General features: G+C 71.0%; 15 protein-coding genes and 1 tRNA gene. 12 read left to right on the forward strand and 4 right to left on the reverse strand.

Annotation, left to right across the window (positions count from 1 at the left end; translation table 11 throughout):
- Window position 1 precedes the first annotated feature (1 nt).
- The gene (locus tag BHU15_RS22645) at window positions 2-838 is read left to right on the forward strand and encodes a siderophore-interacting protein (protein ID WP_069628884.1); all 837 of its coding nucleotides are present in this window, start codon (window positions 2-4) and stop codon (window positions 836-838) included.
- Here the strand turns inward: BHU15_RS22645 and BHU15_RS22650 are convergent, their stop codons facing one another.
- The 3 genes from BHU15_RS22650 to BHU15_RS22660 all read right to left on the reverse strand — a co-directional run bounded on the left by BHU15_RS22650 (window position 839) and on the right by BHU15_RS22660 (window position 3,951).
- Window positions 839-1,528, reverse strand: coding sequence for a lysophospholipid acyltransferase family protein (locus BHU15_RS22650; RefSeq protein WP_069628885.1), 690 nt, complete (start codon window positions 1,526-1,528; stop codon window positions 839-841). It abuts the gene before it with no gap.
- 235 nt (window positions 1,529-1,763) lie between these two features.
- Window positions 1,764-2,063, reverse strand: a complete 300-nt coding sequence (locus BHU15_RS22655) for a hypothetical protein (protein WP_141726860.1) — start codon at window positions 2,061-2,063, stop codon at window positions 1,764-1,766.
- Window positions 2,064-2,190: 127 nt separating this feature from the next.
- Complete coding sequence (locus tag BHU15_RS22660) at window positions 2,191-3,951, reverse strand: beta-N-acetylhexosaminidase (RefSeq protein WP_079128308.1); 1,761 nt, start codon at window positions 3,949-3,951, stop codon at window positions 2,191-2,193.
- A 100-nt stretch (window positions 3,952-4,051) separates the two neighbouring features.
- Between BHU15_RS22660 and BHU15_RS22665 the strand changes: the two genes are divergently transcribed.
- The 3 genes from BHU15_RS22665 to glmS all read left to right on the forward strand — a co-directional run bounded on the left by BHU15_RS22665 (window position 4,052) and on the right by glmS (window position 7,190).
- Window positions 4,052-4,948, forward strand: a complete 897-nt coding sequence (locus BHU15_RS22665) for a DUF4429 domain-containing protein (protein WP_069628888.1) — start codon at window positions 4,052-4,054, stop codon at window positions 4,946-4,948.
- A gap of 88 nt (window positions 4,949-5,036) precedes the next feature.
- A complete protein-coding gene (locus BHU15_RS22670) occupies window positions 5,037-5,318 on the forward strand; it encodes a hypothetical protein (RefSeq protein WP_023541543.1) in 282 nt (93 codons plus the stop codon).
- 42 nt (window positions 5,319-5,360) lie between these two features.
- On the forward strand, window positions 5,361-7,190 hold the full coding sequence (gene glmS, locus BHU15_RS22675) for a glutamine--fructose-6-phosphate transaminase (isomerizing) (RefSeq protein ID WP_069628889.1): 1,830 nt from the start codon (window positions 5,361-5,363) through the stop codon (window positions 7,188-7,190).
- A gap of 25 nt (window positions 7,191-7,215) precedes the next feature.
- On the opposite strand, the gene BHU15_RS22680 is transcribed toward glmS, so the two are convergent.
- Window positions 7,216-7,737: a universal stress protein gene (locus BHU15_RS22680; protein ID WP_023541541.1), complete on the reverse strand. Its 522-nt coding sequence runs from the start codon at window positions 7,735-7,737 to the stop codon at window positions 7,216-7,218.
- A 377-nt stretch (window positions 7,738-8,114) separates the two neighbouring features.
- On the opposite strand from BHU15_RS22680, the gene BHU15_RS22685 reads away from it, so the two are divergent.
- From BHU15_RS22685 to BHU15_RS22720, 8 genes are all read left to right on the forward strand, one after another.
- Complete coding sequence (locus BHU15_RS22685; RefSeq protein ID WP_069628890.1) at window positions 8,115-8,435, forward strand: hypothetical protein; 321 nt, start codon at window positions 8,115-8,117, stop codon at window positions 8,433-8,435.
- Between the two features lie 386 nt (window positions 8,436-8,821).
- Window positions 8,822-10,039: a GlxA family transcriptional regulator gene (locus tag BHU15_RS22690; RefSeq protein ID WP_069628891.1), complete on the forward strand. Its 1,218-nt coding sequence runs from the start codon at window positions 8,822-8,824 to the stop codon at window positions 10,037-10,039.
- 10 nt (window positions 10,040-10,049) lie between these two features.
- Window positions 10,050-10,643, forward strand: coding sequence for an oligoribonuclease (orn, locus tag BHU15_RS22695; RefSeq protein WP_069628892.1), 594 nt, complete (start codon window positions 10,050-10,052; stop codon window positions 10,641-10,643).
- Window positions 10,644-10,747: 104 nt separating this feature from the next.
- Window positions 10,748-10,820, forward strand: a tRNA-His gene (locus BHU15_RS22700).
- Between the two features lie 142 nt (window positions 10,821-10,962).
- Window positions 10,963-12,303: an ABC transporter substrate-binding protein gene (locus BHU15_RS22705; protein WP_069628893.1), complete on the forward strand. Its 1,341-nt coding sequence runs from the start codon at window positions 10,963-10,965 to the stop codon at window positions 12,301-12,303.
- A 5-nt stretch (window positions 12,304-12,308) separates the two neighbouring features.
- Window positions 12,309-13,298: a carbohydrate ABC transporter permease gene (locus BHU15_RS22710; protein WP_079128309.1), complete on the forward strand. Its 990-nt coding sequence runs from the start codon at window positions 12,309-12,311 to the stop codon at window positions 13,296-13,298.
- Window positions 13,298-14,134 carry a carbohydrate ABC transporter permease gene (locus tag BHU15_RS22715; RefSeq protein ID WP_079128310.1) on the forward strand — a complete coding sequence of 279 codons (837 nt, stop codon included), beginning with the start codon at window positions 13,298-13,300 and terminating at the stop codon, window positions 14,132-14,134. Before BHU15_RS22710 ends, BHU15_RS22715 begins: the two co-directional genes overlap by 1 nt.
- 64 nt (window positions 14,135-14,198) lie before the next feature.
- A partial coding sequence (locus tag BHU15_RS22720; protein WP_069628895.1) for a glycoside hydrolase family 1 protein occupies window positions 14,199-15,485 on the forward strand: 1,287 nt, incomplete at its 3' end.

Raw genomic sequence — 15,485 nt, forward strand, 5'->3', positions numbered from 1 at the left:
CGTGCCGACCGCGCCGTTCCGTTTCTTCGCGCTCGAGGTCCTGCGGACACGGCGCCTCGGGCCGTCGCTCGTCCGCGTCACGTTCGGGGGCGACGGTCGGTCCGGTCAGGGCCACACCGGCTTCGCCGCCGGCGGGCGCGACCAGAGCCTGTCGCTCTTCCTGCCCCTGCCGGGGCAGCCGGCGCCCGTGGTCCCCGTCGATGAGGGCGACGGCTGGTGGGCGGCCTGGCGGGCGCTGCCCGACGGCGTGCGGGCCGTGATGCGCTCGTACACGGTACGCGAACAGCGCCACGAACCGGACGAGTTGGACATCGACTTCGCCCTGCACCCCGACGGCGGACCGGCCTGCCGCTGGGCGGGCGGGGCGGCGCCAGGCGACCGCGTGCTCGTCCTCGGGCCGGCCGTCGCCGACAACGCGGCGGTACGCTTCCGGCCCCCGGCCGGCACCGACTCCGTACTGATCTGGGCCGACGAGACGTCCCTGCCCGCGGCAGCCGCCATCCTGGAGTGGCTGCCCGCCGGAACGACGGCGCGGGTGTGGCTGGACGTGCCGTACGCGGCCGACCGCATGGACCTGCCGACGGCGGCCGACGCCACCGTCCACTGGCTGGCGCGCGACGAGAACGCCCCGTCGGCCCTGGAGTCGGTCCGCGAGGCCGAGCTGCCCGGCACAGCGCCGTACGCGTGGCTGGCGGGCGAGGCGGGCGCGGTGAAGGAGCTGCGCCGCCATCTCGTACGCGAGCGGGGCCTGGACCGCCGGCACGTCACGTTCGTGGGCTACTGGCGGCGGGGGCTGAGCGAGGAGCAGTTGCGGGACGAGGCGGCGAAGGAGTCATAACTAGGCGTCCTGCCGCTCACGCAGGGCCGGCAGGACACCCCCTGAGGGCTCATCGGCCCGGCCGGTCGCCGTCAGCCACGCCGCCGTGACCGCCCGCCGGGCCTGGGCCGTGGCGGTCGGCAGGTCGCCCGTCAGCCGCACCGGGGTGCCGATGTGCACCCGCAGGCCGGGGCGGCGCAGCGGCGCGCTCGCCAGGTTCGCGAACTGCCTGGGGCCACCGCCCGACATGAGCCGCCGCGCCCCGGCCTGTCCGAGCGGGACGACGGGGGCGCCGGTGGCGGCGGCGAGCCGGGCGAGGCCGCTGCGGAACCGGTGGGGAGGCGTCTCGGTGGCGCTCTCGAAGTCCGGTATGCCGCCCTCGCCGTAGATCAGCACGAGCCGCCCACGGGCCAGCGCGGCGGCGGCGTCTTCGAGGCAGCGGGCGGCCCGGGGGTCGGCCCGGTGGACGGGCACGTGCCCGCCACGCGTGAGCGCCCGCCCGAGCAGCGGTACGCGCCACAGCCCGGCCGCCGCCATCACGACCGGCTCGACACCCACCCGGCGCAGCGCGGCGAGCACGATCGCCGGGTCGCTGAGCGAGGTGTGATTGGCGGCGACGATGCTCCCGGGCGCCAACTCGGCGTCCCCGTCCAGCGTGACCGTGAGTCGCCCGAAGAGGGGCACCAGGGCGGCGGCCGTGCGGCTGAGCATGTGATGCCTCCGAAAGCGGCGGTACGGGACGGTGGTTGCCGGCTCCCATGGTCGCCGGAAGCGCGGCGGGGCGGCGTGAGTACAGGTACTCAACCCCACCTCCACGGACCCACCCCGCACGCCACGACCGCCGGGCCGGATCCGCCGACAGCGCCTAGGGCCTGTCTTTTAGATCTTGCCGGGCTCGCGTGCCCCGGCACCGCGCACTCATCCGGCCTGATCCAAACGACAGGCCCTAGTCGTCGTCCGGGTGGCCCCACTCCAGATCCATCGCGGCGGCCGGCGCCGCGCCGGCGACCGCCGCCTTCGCGTCCTTCTCGAACGCGTCGCTCCATGTGCCGAATCCCCGAACGCTGACCGGCCACTTCCCCGTTGTCACCTTCACCGATATCGGCTCACGGAACTTCCGGAGATTCACCTGCCCGTCGAGCCCGTGCGCCCGCAGCACCTCCGCGAGCGCCGTCTTCACCAACTCCGCCTCGGTGAGGGATTCGAGATTGTCGACGCGCAGCGTGAGGTGAACGTTCACAGACATGCGCGGCACCCTACCGGGACTCACCGACACCTGGTCGGCCTCCCGGACCCGGCGGGCGGGCGCCCGTGCTCATGCACGGTCCTTCACGGGCGCCCGCCTCCTCATCGACGAAGCCGACGGCGTCGCGCTACTCCGCCGGCCACGGCACCACCGGCGAGCGGTAGTAGTCGATCCCCAGCGCCGTCAGCCGCGGCCCCTGCGCCGCCAGACGCACCTTGTACGTGTCCCAGTCCCGCGCCGACTGCGGGGACCAGCCGATCTCCGCGACCCCCGGCAGCCTCGGGAATGCCATCCTCTCGATGTGGTCGCTGGTCGACAGCGTCTCCGACCAGAGCGGCGCCTCCACGCCCAGCACCGCGCCGGGGTCGACCCCGGCGCCCGCGAGATAGGCCGCCGGGTCCCAGTCGTAGGAGCGGTCCACCTCCACCAGACCGGCCCAGCTCTGGCCCAGGTCGGTGTTCCGGTCGTACTTCATGTCGAGATACGTCCGGTCGGCCGGCGACAGGATCAGCCTCGTCCCCGCCTTCGTCGCCTCGGCCACCTGCGCGCGCTCGGCGGCGCCGGTGGCGTCGTATCCCCAGTACTGCGCGACGGCGCCCTTCACCTGCTCGGCGCCGGTCAGCTGGTGCCAACCCACCACGGTCTTGCCGTACTTGGCCACGGTCGCCTGGGTGCGCCGCATGAACTCCACATAGTCCGCGTGGCTGGTGGAGTGCGCCTCGTCGCCGCCGATGTGCAGATATCTGCCCGGCGTCAGCGCGGCCAGCTCACGCACCACGTCGTCCACGAAGTCGTACGTGATCTCCTTCGGCGCGCACAGCGAGCTGAAGCCGACGGCCGTGCCGGTGTAGAGGGGCGGTGCGACGCCGTCGCAGTTCAGCTCGGCGTACGAGGCGAGTGCCGCGTTCGTGTGGCCGGGCATGTCGATCTCGGGGACGACTTCCAGATGGCGGGACGTGGCGTACCGCACCAGGTCGCGGTACTGGGCCTTCGTGTAGTACCCGCCGGGCCCGCCGCCGACCTGGGTCGAGCCGCCGTACGTCGCCAGCCGGGGCCAGGAGTCGATCGCGATGCGCCAGCCCTGGTCGTCGGAGAGGTGCAGATGCAGGGTGTTGATCTTGTAGAGCGCCAACTGGTCGATGTAGCGCTTGACTTGGTCGACGGTGAAGAAGTGCCGTGAGACGTCGAGCATCGCGGCCCGGTAGGCGTAGCGCGGCGTGTCGGTGATGGTGCCGCCCGCCACCTTCCAGGGGCCGCGCTGCCTGCTGTCGCGCTCCACGGCGGCCGGGAGGAGCTGGCGCAGTGTCTGGACGGCGTGGAAGAGCCCGGCGGGCTCGCGGGCGGTGAGGGTGACACCGGCACGGCCGGACTCCAGCCGGTAGCCCTCGTCGCCGAGCGCGCGGTCCCCGGGTGAGAGCCGCAGCCGGATGCCGTCGTCGCCCCGGCCGTGCGCCCGGCCCCGGCCGTCGTCGTCGGTGATCCGCAGGTCGTAGCCGGTGGAGGGCCGCAGCAGCCCCGCCAGATAGGTGCCGACGCGCCGTGCCTCGCGGGAGTCCTCGTCGACCCGGATCCGGGTCGAGGGGGTGAGGGTGTACGGCGTCCCGCCCGGCCGTACCGACGCGGGTACGGGGACGACGTCGCCCAGCGGCCGGGCGGCCGGGCCGGGTCCGGCTCCGGAGCCCGTGGCCCCGGGAGCGGCGACGGCCCCGGAGGCGGCCACGCAGGAGAACAGGGCGACGGCGACGAGTAGCGTTCCGGAGAGCCGGCGGAAGGCGGGGAAGGTGGGGAAGGTGGGGGGTGTTCCGTGCTGTCTCACAGGTTTGCCCCTTCGACGGAGTTCACGACTGTGGATCCACGACTGTGCTGCGGAGCGGCCGAACCGTTCCATCGGACCCCGGCTCCCGGCCGCGGTCAAGGTGTAGACCACTTCTTCGGGGCCTTCTTCGCGGCCGGGACCCTCTTCGGCGCCCCGATGGAAGAATCGCCCCATGGCGGAAATCATCCAGACGGACGGCACCTGGACCTTCGACGGCGACACGGTGCGCATAGTGCCCGGCAACGACAAGCGGGTGGGTCTGCTCCGCAGGTCGCTCGGCGAAGTCGCCGTGCCGCTAGGGGCGTTGGCGGCCATCACCTTCGAGCCGGGCCGTAAGTCGGGGCGGCTCAGGCTGCGGCTGCGCGACGGCGCCGACCCGCTGACGCGCGTCACCGGGGGCAGGCTGGGCGACGCCTCCGACCCGTACCAGCTGTCGGTGGACAATGACCGCACGGGCGTCGCCGAGTACTTCGTGGACGAGGTGCGCAACTCCCTGCTGCTCGACGGGGTCGACGCCGGTCCCACCGACCGTTATCTGCTGCCCGGCCCCGCGCTGCCGGTCACGATGGGCGCCGGCGACGGGACGGCCACCTTCGACGGCGAGCGGATCCTGCTGGAGTGGAACTGGAAGACCGACGAGCACAAGTCGTCGCAGGGCACCACCACCCTCGCGCTCGCCGACGTGGAGAGCGTGGAGTGGCGGCCGAGCGCCGGGCTGGAGAACGGCTTCCTGCGCTTCCGGGTCGGCCGGGGCAATGTCCCGGCGCCGAAGCACGACCCGCACGCCGTGGAGCTGTACGGCTTCAAGAAGGACCCGCTGATGGCACTGGTGGCGGCGGCCGTGGTCGCCCGGCTGCCGCACCCGAACGCCGCCGCGCCCCTCCCCCTGGCCAAGGCCCCCGAGACGGCCGGCACCACCGCGCCCGCCCCGGAGCCCGTACCGGCGAGCGGCGACGATCATGACGCGCTGCTGCGCAGACTGCGTGAGCTGGGCGAACTGCACCAGGCCGGGATCCTGACGGCGGAGGAGTTCACGACCGCCAAGCAGGCCGTACTGAAGCGCCTCTGAAGAGCACCCTGACAGAGATCATGGACACTCCTGCCCGGAATCGGGCAGGATTCTTGCAAAGAGCCTTACGCACCCGCAGTATCTACGGGTGCTCGAACGCCGTTCACCCTCGTCCCACGACGACCTCGTCGACCATCTGGTCCGCAGCACCGCGCTCCCGCGCGGCGAGGCGGCCCGGGTGGTCCTGGACGTTCTGGCGTACTTCGACGAGACCACCGAGGAGTTCGTCCGGCGCCGGCACCGCGAGCTGCAGGCCGGTGGCGCCACGAACCCGCGGATCTTCGAGCGGATCGCGGCCGAGCTGCCGCACCGCGCGGTGGCACCGCCCGAGCTGTCCCTCAGACAGCTCCGGCGCATCGTCTACGGCTGAGCACACCACTGAACGCGGATCGACGGAGGGGCGGAGACTGATATGTGCGGGATCGTCGGTTACATCGGGAGGCGCGACGTCGCCCCACTGCTGCTGGAGGGCCTCCAGCGGCTGGAGTACCGGGGTTACGACTCCGCGGGGCTGGTCATCACCGGCAAGGCCACCGCGGGCAAGCCCGCGAACCTGAAGATGGTCAAGGCCAAGGGCCGGGTACGCGAGCTGGAGTCGCGGGTCCCCAAGCGCTTCGCCGGCACCACCGGTATCGCCCACACCCGCTGGGCCACCCACGGCGCCCCGAGCGACGAGAACGCGCACCCGCACCTCGATCCCGAGAACAAGGTCGCCCTCGTCCACAACGGCATCATCGACAACGCCACCGAGCTGCGCGCGAAGCTGGAGGCCGATGGTGTCGTGTTCCTTTCCGAGACCGACACCGAGGTCCTGACCCATCTCATCGCGCGCTCGGGCGCCGAGACGCTGGAGGAAAAGGTCCGCCAGTCGCTGAAGCTGGTGGAGGGCACGTACGGCATCGCGGTCCTGCACGCCGACTTCGCGGACCGTATCGTCGTCGCCCGCAACGGCTCGCCCGTCGTCCTCGGCATCGGCGAGAAGGAGATGTTCGTCGCCTCCGACGTCGCCGCGCTCGTCTCCCACACCCGCCAGGTCGTCACGCTCGACGACGGCGAGATGGCCACCATCAAGGCCGACGACTTCCGTACGTACACCACCGAGGGCTCGCGCACCTCGGCGACGCCGACCACCGTGGAGTGGGAGGCCGAGTCGTACGACATGGGCGGCCACGACACGTACATGCACAAGGAGATCTCCGAGCAGGCCGAGGCCGTGGACCGGGTGCTGCGCGGCCGGATCGACGACCGCTTCTCGACCGTGCACCTGGGCGGTCTGAACCTGGACGCGCGTGAGGCGCGCGGGGTGCGGCGCATCAAGATCCTCGGCTGCGGCACCTCGTACCACGCGGGTCTCATCGGCGCAGGGCTGATCGAGTCGCTGGCGCGGATCCCGGCGGACGCCGAGCCCGCGTCCGAATTCCGTTACCGCAACCCGGTCGTGGACCCCGACACGCTCTACATCGCCGTGTCGCAGTCGGGCGAGACGTACGACGTGCTGGCCGCCGTGCAGGAACTCAAGCGCAAGGGCGCCCGGGTGCTCGGCGTGGTCAACGTCGTCGGCTCGGCGATCGCCCGTGAGACCGACGGCGGTGTGTACGTGCACGCGGGCCCCGAGGTCTGCGTCGTCTCCACCAAGTGCTTCACCAACACGGTGGTGTCCTTCGCGCTGCTCGCGCTGCATCTGGGCCGGATCCGCGATCTGTCGGTCGCCGACGGGCGGCGGATCATCGCGGGGCTGCGCAGGCTGCCCGAGCAGATCGCGGAGATCCTTCGGACCGAGGCGGACATCAAGAAGGTCGCCGAGGAGTACGCGGACGCGAAGTCGATGATGTTCATCGGCCGGGTACGCGGCTATCCGGTGGCACTTGAGGCCTCGTTGAAGCTCAAGGAGATCTCGTACATCCACGCCGAGGCCTATCCCGCCTCGGAGTTGAAGCACGGCCCTCTCGCGCTCATCGAGCCCGCGCTGCCGACGGTGGCGATCGTGCCGGACGACGATCTGCTGGAGAAGAACCGCGCGGCACTTGAGGAGATCAAGGCGCGCAGCGGCCGGATCCTGGCGGTCGCCCACCAGGAGCAGCCGAAGGCCGACCAGACGATCGTGGTGCCGAAGAACGAGACGGAGCTGGACCCGATCCTGCTGGGGATCCCGCTCCAACTGCTCGCGTATCACACGGCGTTGGCGCTGGGCCGGGACATCGACAAGCCGCGCAACCTCGCGAAGTCGGTGACGGTGGAGTAGTTGCCGGCCGGCGCGGTGGCGGGGGCTACGGGATGACCACGACGGGCCGTCTGGCCCGTCGTGCCAACCGCCCCGCCACCGTGCCGAAGATGCGTCCGACGATGCCGTGCGTGGAGCCGACGACGATCGCGTCGGCCGAGTACTCCTGGCCGACCTCTTCGAGTTCGTGGCAGATGTCGCCGCCGCGCTCGACGAGGATCCACGGCACCTCCGCCAGGTAGTCCGCGCAGGCGAGTTCGAGCCCGAGCACCTCGGTGCGGTGGTCCGGCACGTCCACGAAGACCGGGGGTTCGCAGCCCGCCCAGACCGTGGTGGGCAGCCGGTTGGCGACATGCACGATGATCAGGGCCGACCCGAGCCTGCGGGCCATGCCGATGGCGTACGCGAGGGCGCGCTCGCTCGATGTCGAGCCGTCGAAGCCGACGACCACTCCGTGCCGGAAGGCGGGATCACAGGAGTGGCGCGTCTCTTCGGCCGCTTGCAGGTCCGACGCGGGGTCGGTCAACTGCTCGCGGTCAGCGGGTTCGGGGATTTCGTGACCGGCCATCGATGTCTCGGCGAGGAAGGTCCTTGTGTGAAGGAGCAACAATTGACGGGGCAACGGAGCTGTGTCTGGGAATCATCTTCCCAACCCCTTACCCGCAAGGGTACGGCGACACTCCTCTTTTCTGCCCGGGGACGGCCGTCACGGACACGGCGTCCTTGGGGAGCATGCCCGAGCCCGTCGGGGATCGCAACGCCGGATGGCACGTACACCGGGACATGAGCGGGACACCGGCGGTGACACGAACGGGGACGCGCGGGGCGGGCCACCCGGGGGGTTGTCAGTGACCGGACGACCGGACGTCTCGTTGATCATGGGTCCCCCGTAGTCGACGCAGTCACTCCAGTCACCACAGCCACCCCCGTCACCAGGGAGCTCACGTGTCCGTACGACCGCACCACCACGCCTCCCCCTCGGGGCCGGAGTCCGCGTCGACGGCGTCCGCCGAGTCCGCGAGCGACGTGGTCCGGTGGGCCGCGTTCAGCTGTGTGCTGGTGCCGGTGGTGCTTGTCGTTTTCGGCACTTCTGTCGGCGGGGCCGCCGTGCCCGCGCTCGGACTTCTCGCCGTGACGGCGGTCTGCCGGCTTCTGCTGCGCCGCTCGGAGCAGTCCCTGCGTGCCCAACGTACGGCGGGTAACACCAGGCCCCAGGGGGCGCATCGGGGCGCGCGGACGCGTGACAGATGCACGCCGGGAGACTGACGCTTCACGGTCCGCACACCCGTAAGTTTTCAGCCAACTTCACCCCTGCGACCCATCCTTGGCGAAATGGCCTGCCAACCCCCTTGTCACCAGGGCAGAGAGGCCCTTTCCGGCCGCGAAGAGCCAACGGGGACGGGCCATGCGCGCGAGGCGTACTTCCCTGTGGGCCGTGCGGGTGGAACGCTTCGTGATCGAATGCTTCGCGCCAGGTTGCCTTGTCGACATAGCGCCGGATGGAGAACTTGTCACGCCGGCACCACGGGACACAGTAGATTCGATCATGAGTAGCGAAGACTGGGGTCCCGTGCAAAACCGAGGGGAATCGTGCAGGAGCGAAAGACCCGACACGAACGGGGAGACGCGAACACCGAGGGGGGCTTAGCGCCATGAGCCAGGACTCCATTGCCGCACCGGAGTCAGTACGGAAGCTTTCCGGCCGTCGCCGCCGGGAAGTCGTCGCCGTGCTGCTGTTCAGTGGTGGGCCCATCTTCGAGAGCTCCATTCCGCTCTCGGTGTTCGGCATCGACCGCCAGGACGCCGGGGTTCCGCGCTACCGGCTGCTCGTGTGCGGTGGGGAGGAAGGCCCGCTCCGCACCACCGGCGGGCTCGAACTCACCACGCCGTACGGCCTGGAGGCGATCGGCAGAGCGGGCACGGTGGTGGTCCCCGCCTGGCGGTCGATCACCTCGCCGCCGCCGCCGGAGGCGCTCGACGCGCTGCGCCGGGCACACGAGGAGGGCGCCCGGATCGTCGGACTGTGCACCGGCGCGTTCGTGCTCGCCGCGGCCGGTCTGCTGGACGGCCGCCCGGCGACCACGCACTGGATGTACGCGCCGACGCTGGCCAAGCGGTATCCGTCCGTCCATGTGGATCCGCGTGAACTGTTCGTCGACGACGGCGATGTGCTCACCTCCGCCGGGACAGCGGCCGGAATCGATCTGTGCCTTCACATAGTGCGTACGGATCACGGGACCGAGGCCGCCGGGGCACTGGCGCGCAGGCTCGTCGTCCCGCCGCGGCGCAGTGGCGGTCAGGAGCGCTATCTGGACAGGTCTTTACCAGAGGAGATCGGCTCCGACCCGCTCGCCGAGGTCGTGGCCTGGGCGCTGGAGCATCTGCACGAGCAGTTCGACGTGGAGACTCTGGCGGCCCGCGCCTACATGAGCCGCAGGACGTTCGACCGCCGCTTCCGTTCGCTCACCGGCAGCGCGCCGCTCCAGTGGCTGATCACGCAGCGCGTGCTTCAGGCACAGCGGCTGCTGGAGACCTCCGACTACTCGGTCGACGAGGTCGCCGGCCGCTGCGGCTTCCGTTCGCCGGTGGCACTGCGCGGGCACTTCCGGCGTCAGCTGGGCTCGTCCCCCGCCGCGTACCGGGCCGCCTACCGGGCCCGCCGTCCGCACGGGGACCAGCTCGCGTCGGCGCCGGTGGAGCACGTACCGGCACAGGCCTCCCCGCAGATCCGGCGGGCGGCGGCTGCCGCCGCGCAGGCCGGCTCGGCGACGGCCTCGTCGGCGGTGCCGGAGCCGGTGAAGTCCTACTCCGAGTCCTTCGCCTCAGGTCAGGGCCGCCCGAGCCTGCCCGGTCAGCGGAGCGCACCGTAGGGTAAGGCGCATGAACGATCGAATGGTGTGGATCGACTGCGAGATGACCGGGCTCTCGCTGACGGAGGACGCACTCATCGAGGTGGCCGCGCTGGTCACCGACTCGGAGCTGAACGTGCTCGGCGAGGGGATCGACATCGTCGTGCGTCCCCCGGACGCGGCGCTGGAGACCATGCCCGAGGTGGTGCGGCAGATGCACACCGCCTCGGGCCTGCTCGACGAGCTGGCCGCCGGCACCACCCTGGCCGAGGCCGAGGAGCGGGTGCTGGCGTACGTACGCGAGCACGTCAAGGAGCCGGGGAAGGCGCCGCTGTGCGGAAACACGGTCGGCACCGACCGCGGCTTCCTGCTGCGGGACATGCCGGAGCTGGAGGGCTACCTCCACTACCGGATCGTGGACGTCTCGTCGGTCAAGGAACTGGCCCGCCGCTGGTACCCGCGCGCCTACTTCAACAGCCCGGAGAAGGGCGGCAACCACCGGGCGCTGGCCGACATCCGCGAGTCCATCGCGGAGCTGCGCTACTACCGCGAGGCGGTCTTCGTGCCCCAGCCCGGCCCGGACTCGGACACGGCCAGGGCGATCGCGGCGAAGCACGTCCTGTGACCCGCGCCCGCACCCTCCGGCACCCCCGATAACTCGGGCGCGAGCACCCTCGCGGACCCTGTACACTTTTTCTCGGCCGGTCGGGCACGGATTGACCGGGCATGGTGGGTATAGCTCAGCTGGTAGAGCACCTGGTTGTGGTCCAGGATGTCGCGGGTTCAAGTCCCGTTACTCACCCTGACGAATGAAGGGCCGGTTCGCGCGAGCGGACCGGCCCTTCGTCGTGTCGCCGCCCTGTCCCTTGACACCTCCCATGTGAGCGGGGACGCTCGACCCGTTCTATGGGAGCGCTCCCATGCCTGGTCGAAGGAAGGACGTCATGCGCACACATTCCCGTGCGTCCCGTCGGCTGGTGGGCCTCGCGGTCGTCGTCGCGCTCGGGGCGGGGACGGTCGCCGGTTGCGCCGAGGATCCCGCCGAGCCCGCCGCGGCCGGCGTCGCGACCGCGGGCGGTGTCGGCCGCGACGGCGGGACCACGCTCACCGTGGGGGTCTTCGGCGCGTTCGGTCTCAAGGAGGCCGGGTTGTACGACGAGTACATGAAGCTCAACAAGGGCGTCGTGATCAAGCAGACGTCCATCGAGCGGAACGAGAACTACTACCCGCAGCTCCTCACCCACCTCGGCAGCGGCAGCGGACTCGCCGACATCCAGGCCGTCGAGGTCAACAACATCGCCGAGATCACCGCGACGCAGGCCCGCAAGCTGGTGGACCTGGGCCGGACCGAGGGCGTACGGAAGGAGAGCTTCCTGCCCTGGAAGTGGTCGCAGGCCACCACCGCCGACGGGCGGACCGTCGGCCTCGGCACGGACATCGGGCCCCAGGGCATCTGCTACCGCCGGGACCTCTTCGCCAAGGCCGGGCTGCCCACGGACCGTACGGCCGTGGGGAAGCTGTGGGCGGGCGACTGGCGGAAGTATCTGGCGGCGGGGAAGCGGTACCAGGCGCGGGCGCCCAAGGGGACGGTCTTCGTCGACTCGGCGGCCGGGGTGATGGCGGCGATCACCGGCGGGAACGAGACGCGGTTCTACGACGCGAAGGGCAAGGTCGTCTACAAGACCAACCCGGCCGTACGGCGGGCCTGGGACACCGCGGCCGAGTTCGCCCGCGCCGGGCTGACCGGCAGGCTCCAGCAGTTCACGCCCGCCTGGGACCAGGGCTTCGCCAACGCGCGGTTCGCCACCGTCTCCTGTCCGGCCTGGATGCTCGGCTACATCCAGGACAAGGCGGGCGCGGCGGGGAAGGGCAAGTGGGACGTGGCCGCGGCGCCCCGGCCGAGCAACTGGGGCGGTTCGTTCCTGACCGTGCCCGCGGCCGGGCGGAACACGGCGGCGGCGGCCAGGCTGGTCGCCTGGCTGACCGCGCCCGAGCAGCAGGCGAAGCTGTTCGAGAGGCGCGGCAGCTTCCCGAGCGCCAAGGCGGCGTACGACCTGCCGGCCGTCTCCGGCGCCCGGCACGCGTACTTCGGCAACGCGCCCATAGGGCGGATCTTCGCGGGCGCGGCGCGGGGCGTGCCGGTCCAGATCGTCGGTCCGAAGGACCTGGTCATCGCCCAGAACCTGGCGGACGTCGGCATGCTCCAGGTCGACCAGAAGGGGCGGTCGTCGAAGCAGGGCTGGGACGCCGCGGTGAAGGCGATCGACAACGCGCTGGACCAGTGAGCGACATGGCGGGCGACACGACGACGGTGGCGCCCTCCCGGTGGGAGGGTGCGCCGGTCCCGGAACCGGCCGAAGGCGGGCGCAAGCCACGTCGTAGCCGCTTGCACCGCTGGGACCTGCGATGGAGCCCGTACGCGTTCGTCGCCCCGTTCTTCCTCTTCTTCGGCGTCTTCGGGCTCTTCCCGCTCCTCTACACCGGCTGGGCGTCGCTGCACCGGGTCGAACTCACCGCGCCCGACGAGATGGAGTGGGTGGGGCTGCGCAACTTCTCCCGGCTGCTCGGCGACGAGTTCTTCTGGAACGCGCTGACGAACACCGTGACCATCGGGCTGCTGTCGACCGTCCCGCAGCTGCTGATCGCGCTGGGCGTCGCGCATCTGCTCAACCAGCGGCTGCGCGGCTCGATGTTCTTCCGGGTGGCCGTCCTCACTCCGTACGCCACGAGTGTCGCGGCGGCCACGCTGGTCTTCGTGCTGCTCTTCGGCCGCGACCACGGAATGATCAACTGGGCGCTGGGTCTGGCCGGGTTGGACGCGGTCGACTGGCAGAACGGCGCGTGGACGTCCCAACTGGCGGTCTCCACCATCGTGGTGTGGCGGTGGACGGGCTACAACGCGCTGATCTATCTGGCGGCGATGCAGTCGATCCCCCACGAGCTGTACGAGTCGGCGGCCCTCGACGGGGCCTCGCCGCATCAGCAGTTCCTGCATGTGACGATCCCGTCGCTGCGGCCCACGATCCTCTTCACCTGTGTGGTCTCGACGATCGGCGCGACCCAGCTCTTCGGTGAGCCGCTGCTGTTCAACGGCGGCGCGGGCGCGACGGGCGGCGCCGACCATCAGTTCCAGACGCTGGGGCTGTATCTGTACGAGCAGGGCTGGGTGAATCTGCATCTCGGCCGGGCCTCGGCGATCGCCTGGGCGATGTTCCTGATCCTGCTGATCATCGGCGCGGTGAACTGGCTCGTCGCGCGCCGGCTGCGGAGGAGTTCGTGATGTCGGGCGTGACCCCGGGGCGCCGCGCGGGCTGGATCGGCCACGCCGTACTGGCGCTGTTCGCCGCCGGCTCGCTGTTCCCCCTCGTATGGACGGCGATCGCCGCGTCCCGCAACACGACGCGGCTGGCGCAGACTCCCCCGCCCTTCTGGTTCGGCGGCAACCTGCTGCGTAACCTCCGGATCGCCTGGACCGACGCCAACATGGGTACGGCGCTGTTCAACACGGTCCTGGTGGCGGGCACGGTGGCCGCCGGGACGGTGCTGTTCTCGACGCTCGCGGGCTTCGCCTTCGCCAAGCTCCGCTTCCGGCTGAAGAATCTGCTTCTGCTGCTGGTGATCGGCACGATGATGGTGCCGCCGCAGCTCGGCGTCGTACCGCTGTACATGCTGATCGCCGAGCTGTCCTGGACCGACCGGCTCCAGTCCGTCGTCCTGCCGACGCTGGTCAGCGCGTTCGGGGTGTTCTTCATGCGGCAGTATCTGCTCCAGGCGCTGCCGACCGAGCTGGTCGAGGCGGCGCGGGTGGACGGTGCGAGCAGTTGGCGGGTCGTGTGGCATGTCGTCTTCCCGGCTGCGCGGCCGGCGATGGCGGTGCTGGGGATGCTGACCTTCGTGCTGGCCTGGAACGATTTCTTCTGGCCGATCATCGCGCTCACACAGAACGGCAACCCCACCGTGCAGGTGGCCCTCACGGGGCTCGGGCGCGGCTACATCCCCGACCAGTCGGTGATCATGGCCGGCGCCCTGCTCGGTACGCTGCCGCTGCTGCTGGCCTTCGTGATCTTCGGCAAGCACATCGTCGGTGGCATCATGACTGGTGCGGTCAAGGGCTGACCGCGCGTTTCTCCCGGTCGCCGACCCGCGGCCGACCCGCCCACTCCCCGACCGGAGCGCACCCATGTCCCTCAGTTTCCCGTCCGACTTCATATGGGGCACCGCCACCGCCGCCTACCAGATCGAGGGCGGCGCGCGGGACATCGGCCGTACCCCGTCGATCTGGGACACCTTCAGCCACACCCCCGGCAAGGTCGAGAACGGCGACACCGGCGACACCGCCGCCGACCACATCAACCGCCGGGCCGAGGACGTGCGCCTCATGGCGGACCTCGGGGTGAACGCGTACCGCTTCTCGGTCTCCTGGTCGCGTGTCCAGCCCATCGGGCGCGGCCCGGCCGTGCAGCGCGGTCTGGACTTCTACCGCAAGCTCGTCGACGACCTGCTGGAGCGCGGCATCCGGCCCGTCCTGACCCTCTACCACTGGGACCTGCCGCACGATCTGGAGACGGCGGGCGGCTGGCCGGTGCGTGAGACGGCGTTCAGGTTCGCGGAGTACGCGCGGATCCTCGGTGACGCGCTCGGCGACCGCGTCGACCGCTGGGTCACCCTCAACGAGCCCTGGTGCAGCGCGTTTCTGGGGTACGCCTCCGGGGTGCACGCGCCGGGCCGGACGGATCCGGTGCTCGCGCTGAAGGCCGCGCACCATCTCAACCTCGGCCACGGTCTGGCCACGCAGGCGCTGCGCACCGTGCTGCCCAGACGCGCGCAGGTGACCGTCTGCCACAACGCGGCTGCGGTGCGGGCCCGTTCGCAGTCGCCGGAGGATCTGGACGCGCGCCGCCGTATCGACGCGCTGGCGAACCGGATCTTCACCGGGCCGATGCTGGCGGGCGCGTACCCGGAGGACCTGTTCAAGGACACCGCCCGGATCACGGACTGGTCGTTCGTGAAGGCGGACGACCCGGCGACGATCAACCAGCCGCTGGACTGGCTGGGCATCAACTACTACACGCCGCATCTGGTGTCGGCAGCGACGGGCGCCGGCGCGGACGCCGCCCGCCGCGACAGCCACGGCCACGCGCACGGCGCGGGCGAGAAGTCCCCGTGGCCGGGCGCCGAGTCCGTGACGTTCCATCAGCCGCCGGGCGAGGTCACGGAGATGGGCTGGTCGGTCGATCCGACCGGGCTGTACGACGTGCTGATGCGCTTCACCCGCGAGGCGCCCGACGTACCGCTGGTGATCACCGAGAACGGCGCGGCGTACGAGGACACGCCGGACGCGGCGGGCGTCGTGCACGACCCGGACCGGATCCGCTTCCTGCACGGGCATCTGTCGGCGGCGCACCGGGCGATGGCCGACGGGGCGGATGTACGGGGCTACTTCCTCTGGTCGCTGCTGGACAACTTC

The organism is Streptomyces niveus, from assembly GCF_001723055.1.
Lineage (GTDB): Bacteria > Actinomycetota > Actinomycetes > Streptomycetales > Streptomycetaceae > Streptomyces > Streptomyces niveus.

Excerpts from the sequence above, each read along its gene's own strand:
- BHU15_RS22650 (WP_069628885.1), bottom strand. The coding sequence starts at position 1,528 with ATGCTCAGCCGCACGGCCGCCGCCCTGGTGCCCCTCTTCGGGCGACTC.
- BHU15_RS22655 (WP_141726860.1), bottom strand. The coding sequence starts at position 2,063 with ATGTCTGTGAACGTTCACCTCACGCTGCGCGTCGACAATCTCGAATCC.
- BHU15_RS22660 (WP_079128308.1), bottom strand. The coding sequence starts at position 3,951 with ATGGAACGGTTCGGCCGCTCCGCAGCACAGTCGTGGATCCACAGTCGT.
- BHU15_RS22665 (WP_069628888.1), top strand. The coding sequence starts at position 4,052 with ATGGCGGAAATCATCCAGACGGACGGCACCTGGACCTTCGACGGCGAC.
- glmS (WP_069628889.1), top strand. The coding sequence starts at position 5,361 with ATGTGCGGGATCGTCGGTTACATCGGGAGGCGCGACGTCGCCCCACTG.
- BHU15_RS22680 (WP_023541541.1), bottom strand. The coding sequence starts at position 7,737 with ATGGCCGGTCACGAAATCCCCGAACCCGCTGACCGCGAGCAGTTGACC.
- BHU15_RS22690 (WP_069628891.1), top strand. The coding sequence starts at position 8,822 with ATGAGCCAGGACTCCATTGCCGCACCGGAGTCAGTACGGAAGCTTTCC.
- orn (WP_069628892.1), top strand. The coding sequence starts at position 10,050 with ATGAACGATCGAATGGTGTGGATCGACTGCGAGATGACCGGGCTCTCG.
- BHU15_RS22705 (WP_069628893.1), top strand. The coding sequence starts at position 10,963 with ATGCGCACACATTCCCGTGCGTCCCGTCGGCTGGTGGGCCTCGCGGTC.
- BHU15_RS22710 (WP_079128309.1), top strand. The coding sequence starts at position 12,309 with ATGGCGGGCGACACGACGACGGTGGCGCCCTCCCGGTGGGAGGGTGCG.
- BHU15_RS22715 (WP_079128310.1), top strand. The coding sequence starts at position 13,298 with ATGTCGGGCGTGACCCCGGGGCGCCGCGCGGGCTGGATCGGCCACGCC.